Source organism: Kitasatospora sp. NPDC034023, assembly GCF_055575795.1.
Window position 1 is genome coordinate 78,821 of the sequence record NZ_JBVIRY010000012.1, and the last position, 13,592, is coordinate 92,412.

At 72.2% G+C, this 13,592-nt stretch carries 12 protein-coding genes; 5 read left to right on the plus strand and 7 right to left on the minus strand.

The features are described from left to right. Positions 1–76 precede the first annotated feature (76 nt). The 3 genes from ACZ52R_RS17995 to glxA all read left to right on the plus strand — a co-directional run bounded on the left by ACZ52R_RS17995 (position 77) and on the right by glxA (position 6,101). Positions 77–1,354, plus strand: a complete 1,278-nt coding sequence (locus ACZ52R_RS17995; protein ID WP_360497058.1) for a polysaccharide deacetylase family protein — start codon at positions 77–79, stop codon at positions 1,352–1,354. A gap of 705 nt (positions 1,355–2,059) precedes the next feature. After that, entirely contained in the window at positions 2,060–4,153 is a 2,094-nt protein-coding gene (locus ACZ52R_RS18000; protein ID WP_465753715.1) for a glycosyltransferase family 2 protein, read from the plus strand. A 13-nt stretch (positions 4,154–4,166) separates the two neighbouring features. Beyond that, the gene (gene glxA, locus ACZ52R_RS18005) at positions 4,167–6,101 is read left to right on the plus strand and encodes a radical copper oxidase GlxA (RefSeq protein WP_465663491.1); all 1,935 of its coding nucleotides are present in this window, start codon (positions 4,167–4,169) and stop codon (positions 6,099–6,101) included. 116 nt (positions 6,102–6,217) lie between these two features. Here the strand turns inward: glxA and ACZ52R_RS18010 are convergent, their stop codons facing one another. The 4 genes from ACZ52R_RS18010 to ACZ52R_RS18025 form a co-directional block, all read right to left on the minus strand. Beyond that, positions 6,218–7,246: a glycoside hydrolase family 6 protein gene (locus tag ACZ52R_RS18010; RefSeq protein ID WP_465663492.1), complete on the minus strand. Its 1,029-nt coding sequence runs from the start codon at positions 7,244–7,246 to the stop codon at positions 6,218–6,220. Between the two features lie 242 nt (positions 7,247–7,488). Beyond that, on the minus strand, positions 7,489–8,217 hold the full coding sequence (locus ACZ52R_RS18015; RefSeq protein ID WP_465663493.1) for a uracil-DNA glycosylase: 729 nt from the start codon (positions 8,215–8,217) through the stop codon (positions 7,489–7,491). A 78-nt stretch (positions 8,218–8,295) separates the two neighbouring features. Beyond that, positions 8,296–9,630 carry a low temperature requirement protein A gene (locus ACZ52R_RS18020; protein ID WP_465663494.1) on the minus strand — a complete coding sequence of 445 codons (1,335 nt, stop codon included), beginning with the start codon at positions 9,628–9,630 and terminating at the stop codon, positions 8,296–8,298. Between the two features lie 91 nt (positions 9,631–9,721). Further along, positions 9,722–10,501, minus strand: a complete 780-nt coding sequence (locus ACZ52R_RS18025) for an HAD-IIA family hydrolase (protein ID WP_360497044.1) — start codon at positions 10,499–10,501, stop codon at positions 9,722–9,724. 215 nt (positions 10,502–10,716) lie between these two features. Between ACZ52R_RS18025 and ACZ52R_RS18030 the strand changes: the two genes are divergently transcribed. Further along, positions 10,717–11,835, plus strand: coding sequence for a Gfo/Idh/MocA family oxidoreductase (locus tag ACZ52R_RS18030; RefSeq protein WP_465753716.1), 1,119 nt, complete (start codon positions 10,717–10,719; stop codon positions 11,833–11,835). Between the two features lie 12 nt (positions 11,836–11,847). On the opposite strand, the gene ACZ52R_RS18035 is transcribed toward ACZ52R_RS18030, so the two are convergent. The 3 genes from ACZ52R_RS18035 to ACZ52R_RS18045 all read right to left on the minus strand — a co-directional run bounded on the left by ACZ52R_RS18035 (position 11,848) and on the right by ACZ52R_RS18045 (position 13,045). Continuing rightward, complete coding sequence (locus ACZ52R_RS18035) at positions 11,848–12,117, minus strand: hypothetical protein (RefSeq protein WP_465620494.1); 270 nt, start codon at positions 12,115–12,117, stop codon at positions 11,848–11,850. A gap of 228 nt (positions 12,118–12,345) precedes the next feature. Then, complete coding sequence (locus tag ACZ52R_RS18040; RefSeq protein ID WP_360497036.1) at positions 12,346–12,768, minus strand: type II toxin-antitoxin system VapC family toxin; 423 nt, start codon at positions 12,766–12,768, stop codon at positions 12,346–12,348. Beyond that, a complete protein-coding gene (locus ACZ52R_RS18045) occupies positions 12,761–13,045 on the minus strand; it encodes a type II toxin-antitoxin system Phd/YefM family antitoxin (protein WP_360497034.1) in 285 nt (94 codons plus the stop codon). The genes ACZ52R_RS18040 and ACZ52R_RS18045 overlap by 8 nt, the downstream gene beginning before the upstream one ends. Positions 13,046–13,172: 127 nt before the next feature. Between ACZ52R_RS18045 and ACZ52R_RS18050 the strand changes: the two genes are divergently transcribed. Beyond that, entirely contained in the window at positions 13,173–13,592 is a 420-nt protein-coding gene (locus ACZ52R_RS18050) for a WXG100 family type VII secretion target (RefSeq protein ID WP_465620492.1), read from the plus strand.

Here is a 13,592-nt window from a genome sequence, read left to right on the forward strand (position 1 = left end):
ACTCATCAAATTGCCCGATTTGACCGGTGCGGCCGCGGACCGCCCTCACCACCGGCATCGGCACCCAGGGGAGACCATGACCAGCATCTCGCGCAGGACGGTGCTCAGTGCAACCGCTGCGACCGCAGCCCTCGGCGCGGTCTCGGCCTGCTCCAGCAGCGGATCCGGTTCGGGCCAAGGCTCCACCTCTCCCGGCTCCGGCGGCACGGGTGCCACCCAGGGCGGCAGCACCGGCGGCCCGGCCCCCGTGGTGCCCAAGGGCACCCCGATCGGCGACGGCTCCAACGCCGACACCGGCCCCCAGCCGAACCAACCCAAGCCCGAGAAGCTCAAGCCGGGCGAGCGGCCGCCGCAGTTCGTGGTGTTCTCCTGGGACGGCGCGGGCGGCACCGACGACGGCCAGTTCCCCCGCTTCCTGAAGCTGGCGGAGCAGTACAAGGCCACGATGACCTTCTTCCTCTCCGGGATCTACGCCCTGCCCAAGGGCAAGGCCGAGCTGTACCACCCGCCGAAGCACTCGGTCGGAGCCTCCGACATCCCGTACCTGTCGGACGGCGCGGTCAAGAGCACGCTCAAGCTCATCAGCCAGGCCTGGCTCGCCGGACACGAGATCGGCACCCACTTCAACGGGCACTTCTGCTCCAGCCGCCCGGACAAGAACGGGGTCAACATGTGGACCCCGGAGGACTGGCAGAGCGAGATCGACCAGGCCATCGGCTTCGTCACCCAGTGGCGGACCAACACCGGGTTCACCGACGTCGACCCGCTCCCCTTCGACTACAAGAAGGAGCTCATCGGCGGCCGCACCCCGTGCCTGGAGGGGCAGAAGGCGCTGCTGCCGACCATCGCCAAGCTCGGCTGGAAGTACGACGCCAGCTCCTCGGGCGGTCTTCAGATATGGCCGCAGAAGGTGCAGGACGGCAAGGTGTGGGACTTCCCGCTGCAGTCCATCCCGTTCCCCGGGCACACCTTCCAGGTCCTGTCGATGGACTACAACATCCTGGCAAACCAGTCCAGCGGCAGCACCAAGGGCGACCCGGCCAAGTACAACGACTGGCGCACCCAGGCCGCGAACTCCTACCTCGCGGGCTTCGAGCGCGCGTACAACAGCAACCGCGCGCCGTTCTTCGTCGGCAACCACTTCGAGCAGTGGAACGGCGGCATCTACATGGACGCCGTCGAGCAGGCGCTCAAGGAGATCGCGGGCAAGCCGGACGTCCGGCTGGTCTCCTTCAAGCAGCTCGTCGAGTGGCTGGAGGTGCAGGACCAGTCCACGCTGCGCAAGCTGCGCTCGCTCAACGTCGGGCAGGCGCCGGCGGGCGGCTGGGAGAGCTTCCTCGGCACGGCCGGCTGACGCACCGAGGGGCGGAGGCCCGCTCCCGGCCGGGAAGGGTACGGCCGGGAGCGGTAGGGCCGGGGGCGGTAGAGCCAGAGGCGGTACGGCCGGCGGGTGTTCGAACCCCCGCCGGCCTTCGCCGTTCCCGGGCCGGGCCGGGCCGGACGGGCCTGGCCGGCTACCCCGCGGCGGGGGCGTCCGCGAGCAGGCTGCGGACGATGCGGTCGGCACCGGCCTCGCCCGAGAGGATCGAGTAGTGGTTGGTGCCAGGACCCTCGCACCCGGGCCAACGGCCGGATCGCCCTTCGGGGTTGGTCCGGCCGTTCTCATGCCGAATTCGCCGCAATAGCATCAATGCCCGCCACATTGGCCGGGAACCGTGGCATCTTCATGCTTGTGCGGTGAGCATCGCTCGGATTGGTTGCGATCACCGTGACGCTCGGGGAGAGTTGAGGAAGTCAAGGTCCCACGCGCCCGGAGGGGAAACCGGAAAGCGCATCGGGATCCGGCATTCGAGACCGCCGTACGGGCGCGCGACCGAACCGGGCGCACAGGTCGCACACACTGGATGCGTAGGACGACAGCCCCGGAAACTGCCTGGAAACCGCAGTTCAACAGGGGTTTTCCACCCGGACGGCGCCCAGGTCGGGACAACGCAAAGCCGAGCAATGCCCAGCAGAGCCGAGCAGCGAAGCAAGGCGCGGAACTCCGGGGGGAGCAGCCATGACCACGCCGTTCACACGGCGAAAGAACGCCGGAACGGCCCGCGGGCGAGGTACCGGGAGGCTCGACGAGGCCGCCGCCCTGAGCGAGTTACCGATACCCGAAGCCCCGTACGACTACGGCCACTTCAGCCGTCTCGCCGGCCCGGCGCACGACCCGGACGAGGACGACGACGACCTCGGCGGCGGGGTCTACTACCCCGAGCCTTCCGGCCACCACCACGGGCCCGGGGCCCAGCCCGAGCCCCTCACCGAACCCGAACCCCCCGCCGCCCCCTACCGCGTCCGGTACCGCAGCCTGCTGCGCCGCGAGCCGCACCGGATCCGGGCCGTCCTGCTGCTGACGGCCGCCCCCGTGGTGGAGGCGGTGCTGCTGATCTGGCTGCTGCTGCCGGAGCACTGGCCGGAGCGGCTGGACGAGACGAACCCCCTGGTGCTGCTCGGCGACAAGGTGATGATCGGGATCATCGCCGTGGTCGAGGTGTTCCGGCTGGTCAACGTGGTCTCCAACACCCACGCGACCCTGGTCGCCCGCGATCCGATCCCCGTGACGCCGGAGCCGGGCACCCGGGTCGCGTTCCTCACCACCTGTGTGCCGGGCAAGGAGCCGCCGGAGATGGTCCGGACCACGCTGGCCGCGGCCCGCGCCGTGCGGCACGACGGACCGTACGAGATCTGGCTGTTGGACGAGGGAAACGATCCTGCAATGCGGGCGCTCTGCGCCGAGCTCGGCGTCCGCCACTTCACCCGCGCCGGGCGGCCGCACTGGAACCGCCCCAAGGGCCGGTTCCGGGCCAGGAGCAAGCACGGCAACTACAACGCCTGGCTCCAGGCGCACGGCGACGACTACGACTTCTGGGTGTCCGTCGACACCGACCACGTTCCGCTGCCGGACTTCTGCGAGCGCATGCTCGGCTACTTCCGCGACCCCGACGTGGCATTCGTGGTCGGGCCCCAGGTGTACGGGAACTACCGCAGCTCCGGCTCGGCCGTCACCACATTCTCCGAGAGCCAGCAGTACCTCTTCCACGCGCTCATCCAGCGCGCCGGAAACCGTTACGGCGCGCCCATGTTCGTCGGCACCAACAACGCCGTCAGAATCCGCGCGCTCCAGTCGATCGGCGGGTTGTACGACTCCATCACGGAGGACATGGCGACCGGCCTGGAGTTCCACCGGAGCCGGAACCCGGAGAGCGGAGAACGCTGGAAGTCCGTGTACACCCCGGACGTGCTCGCGGTCGGCGAAGGCCCGTCCTCCTGGACCGACTTCTTCTCCCAGCAACTGCGCTGGAGCCGGGGCACCTACGAGACCCTGCTCACCCAGTACTGGCGGGTGTTCTGGCGGCTCTCGCCGGGCCGGCTGCTCAACTACTCGCTGATGGTGGGCTTCTACCCGATGGCCGCGCTCACCTGGCTGCTCGGCGGTCTGTCCAGCGTGCTCTACCTGGGCTTCGGCGCCTCGGGCGTCCACGTCTCCTCCGAGATCTGGATGATGCTCTACAGCGACGCCGCCGCGCTCCAACTCCTGCTCTACACCTGGAACCGCAAGCACAACGTGAGCCCGCACGAGCCGGCCGGCTCCTCCGGGGTCGCCGGAATGGTGATGTCGGCACTCTGCGGCCCGATCTACGCGGCCTCGTTGCTGCAGGCGCTGGTGCGCCGCCGCAGCCGTTTCGAGGTGACACCGAAGGGCCGCTCGGCCAGCACCGACCGTCTCGGCACCTTCCGCTTCCACCTGTTCTGGACGCTGGTGTTCGGCGGCGCGCTCACCGCCTCCCACTTCACCGGCTACGACCACGTCGCGATGCGCACCTGGGCCTGGATCGCCCTGGCGCTGACCCTCCTGCCGATCCTGATCCTGGCCGGTGACGCCGTACGCCGCCGCCGCACCCGGCCGTCCGCCACCCTCACCGTCACCGGCGGCCCCGCGGCGACCCCGAACGTCCTCCTGGAGAAGCGCCGTCCGCGCCACGCCCGCGACCCCCGGGCGGTGCCGGCCGCCGGAACCGGACCGCACGCACGGACGGCACCGGAGCAGCCGCCGTTCACCCTCCCCGCACCCGACCGGGCCGGGAGCGGCACCCCCATCCACTGAGGGAGCAACCACCGTGAGGATCCACCAGACCGGCCGCACCAAGCGCCTCGCCCTCGGCAGCACCGTCGCGCTGGCGGTGGCCGGGATGAACGCGCCGGCCGTCCTCGGCTTCGCGAACCAGCAGTACCACCACTACGTGATCAACCGCCCCGAGTACAAGGCGCAGTACGGCCACTGGCAGACCCTGACGCTGCCCGCCGAGTTCCGGGTCAACGCCGTCCACGCCACCCTGCTGCGCACCGGCAAGGTCCTGATCGTGGCCGGCTCCGGCAACGACGAGAAGCAGTTCAACGCGGGCACCTTCAAGAGCCTGCTCTGGGACCCGGCCAAGAACACCTACAAGCTGATACCCACCCCGGCCGACATGTTCTGCGGCGGGCACACCTCGCTGCCGGACGGCCGGGTCCTGGTGGCCGGCGGCACCCAGCGGTACGAGAAGCTGACGGGCGTGGTGAAGAAGGCGGCCGGCGTCATGCGGGTGCGCAACGAGAGCCCGGAGCGCGACCGGGCCCTCCCGAAGGGCACCGTGTTCGTCGCCCCGAACGGCCGCGAGTACGCCAGCACCGTCCCGGTGACCGTCCCGGCCGCGACCAAGAGCGGCTCCGGCCCGCAGACCGTCGTCACCGCCGGCGAGCAGCACGTGTTCGTGGAAGCGGTCGGCACCGGACCCGACTACGTCGCCGGCTCCCCCGCCCAGTACCGGGTCAAGGGCCTGAGCGGCGCCGACGCCCACAACCTCTACGGGCAGAGCGACAAGCTGACCCTGGACAAGCAGGAGTACCAGGGCATCCGCTCCGCCTTCGAGTTCAACCCGGACACCGAGCTGTACGAGCCGGTCACCGACATGGCCTACGCCCGCTGGTACCCGACGCTGACCGGGCTCGGCGACGGCCGGGTGGTCACCGTCTCCGGGCTGGACGACACCGGCGAGATCCTCAACGGCAACACCAACGAGGTCTACGACCCGAAGAACAAGACCTGGGCCAAGGCACCCGACCACTACTTCCCGACCTACCCGGCGATCTTCCTCACCGCCTCCGGCAAGCTCTTCTACTCCGGCTCCAACGGCGGCTACGGCCCCGCCGACAAGGGCCGCGAGCCCGGCGTGTGGGACCTGTCGGACAACAGCTTCCAGCCCGTCCCCGGCCTGCGCGACCCGAGCCTGACCGAGACCTCCTCCTCGGTGCTGCTGCCGCCCGCGCAGGCCCAGAAGGTGATGGTCCTCGGCGGCGGTGGCGTCGGCGAGTCCCCGCTGTCCACGGCGCGCACCGACATCGCCGACCTCTCCGCCGCCAGGCCCTCCTTCACCCCGGGCCCGGACCTGCCGGCCGGCGGCACCCGCTACCTCAACAGCGTGATCCTCCCGGACGACACCGTCTTCACCACCGGCGGCTCCAGCGGCTACCGCGGCCGGGGCGACAGCGACCTGCTCAAGGCGCAGGTGTACCACCCGGATTCCGGCAGCTTCACCACCGCCGCCGAGCCGGCCGTCGGCCGCGACTACCACTCGGAGGCACTGCTGCTGCCCGACGGTCGGGTCGCCGTGCTCGGCTCCAACCCGCTCTTCGCCGACAAGGCCGAGACCCAGCCCGGCGGCTTCGAGCAGCGCATCGAGATCTACACCCCGCCCTACCTGTACCGCGGCGGCGACCGCCCGCAGGTGGGCACCGCGCCGCAGGCGGCGAAACTCGGCGGCACCGTCAGCGTCGGCACCTCCCGGCCGGACGCCGTCGCCACGGCCAAGCTGATCCGGCCGAGTTCGGTCACCCACGTAACGGACGTCGAGCAGCGCTCGGTCGCCCTGGACATCACCGCACGGACGGCGGACGGCGTCTCGCTCACCCTCCCCGGCAACCCCAACCTGCTGCCGCCGGGCTGGTACATGCTGTTCCTGACGGACACCGCCGGCACCCCGTCGGTCGCCCGCTGGATCCAGGTCACCGCGTGAGTCGGCGAGCCGGCGTGTCGGTGAGCCGGCTGCGTCGCCGAGCCGGCGACCCTGTCCGGTGCATCGCCGAGCCGGTGAGCCGGTGACCGTGTCCCGGCGCGCCGGGATCCCCGGCCTCAGCGCGCCGCCTGCGCCAGCCCGAGCGCGTACGGCAGCCAGAACTCGCCCGCCCGGGGCTCGCCGCGGCCGCAGTCGCCGTCCGACTCCCCCGGGTTCTTGATCCACAGGTAGGCGTCCACCCCGGCCCGGCCGGTGTCGGCGGTCGGCCGCTCGCCGAGGGCGCGCCCCGGCGGGTTGCACCAGGAATCGCCGCCCAGCGCGCCGTTGCCGCTGCGGCTGGTGTCGATGACGAAGTGCTTGCCGCCCAGCGCGGCCGAGAGCCGGGCGCCGTACGCCGCGTTCCGGTCGGTGTCGTAGAAGTTGGCGACGTTCACGGCGAAGCCGTCCGCGGCGGCGATGCCCGCCTTGCGCAGGGCGGCGGCCAGCTCGTCCGGGTCCTGCGCCCAGCCGGGGTTGCCCGCGTCCAGGTAGACCCGGACGTTCGGGCGCTTCTTCAACTCCTGCACGGCGAAGGCCAGCAGGCCGTACCGTTCGGCGGCCAGGTCGCCCTTGATGCTGCAGTTGTCCAGGGTGTGCGCGACGGCGTCCGGCTCCAGCACCACCCAGGCCCCGCGGTCGCCGAGGGCCTGCCCGACATCGGTGATCCAGGCCCGGTAGGCGGCGGCGTCGGGGGCGCCGCCGGCCGAGTACTGGCCGCAGTCCCGGTGCGGGATGTCGTACGCGACGAAGACCGCCGTCCGGCCTGCCTCGGCGGCCCGGCGGCTCACCTGCTCGGCGATCTCCTTGGCGCCCTGCTCACCGAGCCACTGCGAGGAGGGCTGGGAGGCGATCCGCAGCAGCGTGTCCGCCTCCGCCGTCCGGCCCTGACCGCGCAGCGCGGCCACCTGCCGGGCGGCGTTGGTCCGGTCGGAGACGTAGAAGGCCTGTCCGGGCAGCTGGGCGAGGCTCCCGGGCCCGTCGGCAGAGCCGGCTCCGCCGGAGGCTGAAACGCTGGAGGAGGAGGGCCCGGCGCCCGTACCGCTGCCGCCGCCCGTACCGCTACAGCCGGACACCGCCACCAGCACCCCGGCCAGCGCCGCCCCCACGGCCCACCGCGAGGCCCCCGCCCTCGCCCACCGAAACGTCGTCGCCCGCCTCAGCCCGTGCACGTACCGCCCCTCCCAGGACCGGTCCGACGACCGGACGGCACCAGCTAAGCACACCGGGGACCGGCCAACGGCCACCAGCGGTGAACGCCAAGTGGCCGTGGGTGAACGGGAGATCGGACCCGCCCGGCCCACGGCCACCCGACATCAGGACCCGCCCCCGACGGGCCCCGGCCCCGAACTCAGGCCTGCTTCAGGTTGGGCACCTGCCAGTCGATCGGCTCGCCGCCGAGGCTGTCCAGCGCGGCATTGATCTGCGAGAACGGACGGCTGCCGAAGAACAGCTTGGCGGACAGCGGCGACGGGTGCGCGCCCTGCACCACCACGTGCCGCTCGGTGTCGATCAGCGGGAGCTTCTTCTTCGCGTAGTTGCCCCACAGCACGAAGACCACCGGCTCCTCGCGCTCGCTCACCGCCTTGATCACCGCGTCGGTGAACTTCTCCCAGCCCTTCGCCTTGTGCGAGTTCGCCTCGTGCGCGCGGACCGTGAGCACCGCGTTGAGCAGCAGCACACCCTGCTCGGCCCAGTGCATCAGGTAGCCGTTGTCCGGGGCCGGGACGCCCAGGTCTGCGTCCAGCTCCTTGAAGATGTTGCGCAGCGACGGCGGCGTCTTGGTGCCGGGCAGCACCGAGAAGCTCATGCCGTGCGCCTGGCCGTTGTCGTGGTACGGGTCCTGGCCGAGCACCAGCACCCGGACCTTGTCGTACGGAGTGGCCTCCAGCGCGGCGAACTCCTGGCCGCTCGGCGGGAACACCTCGTGCTCCGCGCGCTGGGCGGCCACGAAGGCCGCCAGCTCGGCGAAGTACGGCTTCTCCGCCTCGGCACCCAGCACCCCGCGCCAGGACTCGGGCAGCTCCAGCCCGCCGCCCCCGCCGGCCTCGACCACGCCCGCCTCGACCGTGTCCGTCACGACATCTACCTCCCACACCGCGGCTGCTGCGCCGCACGCCCTCTTTCACCCCGAACGCTACACAGGCCCACCGACAACTCACTCCACAGGAGCGGACGCGGGCGCCGGAGCAGCGGCGGGAGTGGGAGTGGGTACGGGAGCAGGGGCAACAGTGGCCGCAGGAGCAGGGGCGGCTGCGGGAACCCGGGCGGCGGAACGCGAGGCGCGCTCCACCCGGAGGTGCTCCAGCACGTTGAGCGTCACCAGCAGCACCGCCAGCGTCGCCAGCACCACCAGGGCCGGCAGCCGCACCATCGCGGGCAGCAGCACCAGCACCACCACCGCCGCGATGATCCGGGTCGTCGCGACCTGACGGAACATCATCCAGCGCGTGTACCCGAAGGTCAGCAGGTACAGTCCGCATCCGCCGTACAGCAGCGTCACCGACCCCGGGCCGAGCGCCCGCCACGGGTCCGCGACCGTCTCCCCGAAGCCGACCGCCACCCCGATCACCCCGGCGACCAGCGCCAAGTGCCCGTACTGGAAGATCCGCCGGACCACGTCCCGGCGCGAGTCGGCGATCACCACCGCGTGCCGCATGGCGTCGGCCGCGTACACGAAGTACTGCCACCACAGGCCCGCCGAGATGGTGAACGCGACCGCGACGGCCGCGAGTTCGGCCCCGTCCAGCCGGGCGGAGGCCGCCGTGCCACCGATCCCGACGATCGACTCGCCGAGTGCCACCAGCAGGAACAGCGCGAACCGCTCCGGCATGTGCGCCGGGTGGTAGGCGACCCTCGCGAGCCGCCGCCGGAACAGCACCGGCGCGCCCAGGTCACAGAGCGCGGCCGTCGCCCACAGCACCAGGCGCGGCCCGTCCGGCAGCAGTCCGCCCGCCACCAGCAGCGGCCCGCTGACCAGCACACCCACCCCGTACGGGCCGCGCCAGACGCCCGGGATGCGGGCCAGCAGGAGCAGCAGCACCACCCGGGCCAGCCAGTACGCGGCGCCGAGCAGCGCGCCCCGCCGGCCGTACGCGCCCGGGATCGCGAGCGCCATGAACAGGCCTGCCAGACCGACCAGCAGGATGCCCAGGCGGTCCCGCACGTTGTCCACGTCCCGGATGTTGGCCTGCACGGTGGTGCCCACCCAGCACCAGTACACCGGCACGAACACCACCAGCGCCCGGACCAGGCCGGCCGCGTCGTGGTGGTGGTGCAGCAGGCCGGAGACCTGGGTGATCGCGAAGACGAAGACCAGGTCGAAGTAGAGCTCCGCCCAGGTGACCCGCTTCTCCTCCGGCCCCGCCGACTCCGGGCCCACCGCTTCCGGGCCCGCCGGTTCGGGGCCCCCTAGCTCCGGGTCCTGCAGCTCCAGGTCCCGTAGCTCCGGGTCCCGTAGCTTCGGGTCCGGTGATTCCCCCGTCGCACTCATCCGCGCCCTGCCTCCCCGCGAGCCGAAACGTACGAAGCGGGCCCCGCCCCGGCGAACGGCCGGAACGGGGCCCACGACAGCACCGCAGAGGCTAGACCAGCTCGACCAGGTCCGCGATCGAGTTGACCACGCGGGTCGGCCGGTACGGGAAGCGCTCCACGTCGGTGGCGGAGGTCAGGCCGGTGAGCACCAGGATGGTCTCCATGCCGGCCTCCATGCCCGCGACGATGTCGGTGTCCATCCGGTCGCCGATCATCACGGCGGTCTCGGAGTGGGCGCCGGCGGTGTTCAGGGCCTCCCGCATCATCAGCGGGTTGGGCTTGCCGACGAAGTACGGGTCGACGCCGGTCGCCTTGGTGATCAGCGCGGCGACCGAGCCGGTGGCCGGCAGCACGCCCTCGGGGGAGGGGCCGGTCTCGTCCGGGTTGGTGCAGATGAACCGGGCGCCCTGGTTGATCAGGCGGATCGCCTTGGTGAGCGCCTCGAAGGAGTAGGTGCGGGTCTCGCCGAGGACCACGTAGTCGGGGTTGTTGTCCGTCAGGACGTAGCCGGCCTGGTACAGCGCGGTGGTGAGCCCGGCCTCGCCGATCACGTAGGCGGTGCCGTTCGGGCGCTGGCTCTTGAGGAACTTCGCGGTGGCCAGGGCCGAGGTCCAGATGCACTCCTCCGGCACCTCGAGGCCCATCCCGGCCAGGCGGGCGCTGAGGTCGCGCGGGGTGTAGATCGAGTTGTTGGTGAGGACCAGGAAGGGCTTGCCGGACTCCCGCAGCCGGCGCAGGAACTCCTCCGCCCCGGGGATCGGTGTGCCCTCGTGGATGAGGACCCCGTCCATGTCGGTCAGCCAGGACTCAATGGGCTTGCGGTCTGCCACGTGCGTGTCTCCCGAAGTGTTGCAACGTCTTGGGTCGTGCGAGGGCCCTGACGCGGCACAGCCTAATCCGCACACCTGGCCGACGGCACCACGTCCCGCCCACCGGACCGTGCCGGCCAGGAGTCGGTCGGGAGTCGGTCGGGAGTCGGGAGCGCTCCCCCGTGGCCGTACACCAAACCGGGAGCAACCGGGCGCCTCGTGATTGAGTGGGCCGCATGAGCCCGCAGACCTCCCGCCCCCTGTCCGACCGGCCGTCGCCCGACCGGCCCCTGCCCGACCGGCCGTTGCGCGTCGGCCTGATCGGCTACGGCCTGGCCGGCTCCGCCTTCCACGCGCCGCTGATCGCCACCACACCGGGGCTGCGGCTGGACGCCGTGGTCACCGCCAACCCCGAGCGCCGCGAGCAGCTGGCGCGCGAACACCCCGACGCCCGCGCCGTGGACACCCCCGAGCAGCTGCTCGCCGACCCGGACGCGCTCGACCTGGTCGTCATCGCCTCGCCCAACCGCACCCACGCCCCGCTCGCCCGCGCCGCCCTGCGGGCCGGGCTGGCCACCGTGGTGGACAAGCCGCTGGCCGGCACCGCCGCCGAGGCGCAGGAGCTGTGCCTGCTCGCCGAGGAGCGTGGCGTCCTGCTGTCTGTCTTCCAGAACCGGCGCTGGGACGGCGACTTCCTCACCGTCGACCGCCTGGTGCGCGGCGGCGCGCTCGGCCGGGTGCACCGCTTCGAGTCCCGCTTCGAGCGCTTCCGCCCGAAGCCCAAGCCGGGCTGGCGCGAGCTGGCCGACCCGGCCGAGGTCGGCGGCACGCTGTACGACCTGGGCAGCCACCTGGTCGACCAGGCGCTCACGCTGTTCGGGCCGGTCGAGACGGTGTACGCGGAGATCGACGTGCGGCGCGACGGCGCGGTCGTGGACGACGACGCCTTCCTCGCCCTCACCCACGCCTCCGGCACCCGCTCGCACCTGTGGACCAGCGCCATCACCCCGCTGATCGGTCCCCGGCTGCGGGTGCTCGGCGACACCGCCGGGTACGTCAAGTCCGGCATGGATCCGCAGGAGGCCGACCTGCGGGCGGGCCTGCGCCCCGACGGCACGCACCCGTGGGGAGCGGACGAGCCCTCGCACTACGGCACCCTCGGCACCGACGAGTCCACGATCTCCCTCCCGACCGACCCGGGCGACTACCCCGCCTACTACGCGGGCATCGCCGCCGCCCTGGCCGACCCGGGCACCCCGCCCCCGGTCGACCCCCGCGACGCGGTGGCCACCCTCACCGTCCTGGAGGCCGCCCGCGCCTCCGCCGCGACCGGGACGACGGTCCGGCTGGGCTGACGAGCGCTCCCGTCAGCCCCGGCGAACGCTTCCGCCGGGGCTGACGAACGCTCCCGCCTGGGCCGGCGAACGCCCCGTCGGAACCCTCCGGCGCCCGAACGCGACTCCTACGATGAGCGGACGAGCAGTCAGCGGGGGCGGCAGATCAGCGTCGAGGAACGCCACGAGCGCGAACAGGCCTGGCTCGTCGAACACCCGCAACCGCTGAACGACTACGACCCGTTCCGACACGTCGACGGCACCGGCGGCGGCGGTGACGGGCTCATCCTGCTCGTCCTCCACACCGTCCTCATCGGCCTGAACTCCGGCCTGCGCCGGCTGGTCCTCCGACTGGCCGACCGCCCGCGCTGGGCCGTCGCCGCCGCCACGGGCCCCGACCGGGGCAAGGGCGGCCCGAACAACGTCGTCCTGCTGCGCAGCCGCAGCCGGCGCAGGGCCCTGCGGTCCGCGGCCGCGCCCTCGCCGACCGGGTCGAACAGGACGGAACCGCCGCCCTCACACCCGCCGCCCTCACACCCCGATGACCTCCACCGCCGAACCCAGCCCCCGGAAGTCCGCCACATTGCGGGTGTACAGCGGCAGCCCGTGGGCGGAGGCCACGGCGGCGATCATCAGGTCGATCCGCCGCGGCCGCGGCTGCCGCCCGGCGGCGATGGTCAGGGTGACCAGCGTCCCGTAGCGGGCGGCGGCGGCCGCGTCGAAGGGCAGCGGGTCGAAATCGGCCATCGCCGCGCCCAGCACCTCCAGCCGGGCCGCCCGGCTGGCCGGATCCCGGGCCATCGACACGCCCTGCTGCAACTCCGCGAACGTGATAGCGGTCAGCTCCGGCACAACCGGCAGGTCCGCCGGACTGAGCAGCGCCAGGTCGATGTAGACACAGGTGTCCAGCACCCCGGCGGGCCGCCGCCGGGACGCCCTCCGGCGCTCAGCCACGCCGCCGCTCGAACGGGTCGTCGCCCTCGTCCCCCACCAGCTCCTCGGGCCCGAAGTCCTCCTCGGCCTCCTTGCGCATCTGCTGGTAGTCCACCCGCGGCAGCTTCACGTGCCGCGCCACCAGTTCCTCCGCCGTGAGCCGCCGCCGCCCGGACACCGGCCGCAACTCGGCGACCTCGACCCCGTTCCTGGTGATGTGGAAGATCTCCCCCGCCTCCACCGCATCCATCACCGCGGCGGAGTTGTTCCGGAACTCCCGCTGGGTAATCGTCTTCATGCCTTCCAAGGTAGCCCCGCGTAGCACCGATGGCTACACCTCGCGCATCCCTGCGAAAACCCCTCCTCCCCGCGCCCCGTCCGCTAGGTTCGACCACTGATCGTTCACACAGAGGGGGGCTTCTGTCATGGCCGACACCAGCGAGAAGGACCAGAATCCGTGGCTCTACGGCCAGGACGGTCCACCGACAACGGGACCGCTCACCCCACCCCGCACGACCGGCCCGTGGGCGAGCGCCACCGCCTCAGGCGCCCCCGTACTCGTGCAGCCCGCCGTGCTCCACCAGGCCGCCGGCGAAGCGCGACGGCTGCGCGGCGAGGTGCAGTCCTCCGTCAGCCGCGTCGAACCCGACACCGCCGCAGCCGTCCAAGCGCTGGCGGGCGGGTGGGCCGGCGGCCCCGCGCTGTCGCAGGCACTCACCTGGTGGAAAGGCCGCTGGACCAGCCTCGACAACCGGCTCGGCCTCACCGCCGACCGCCTGGACGCCACCGCCCGTAGCTACCACGCGACCGACAACTCCGCCGCCGCCGGCTTCAAGGGGCCGTGA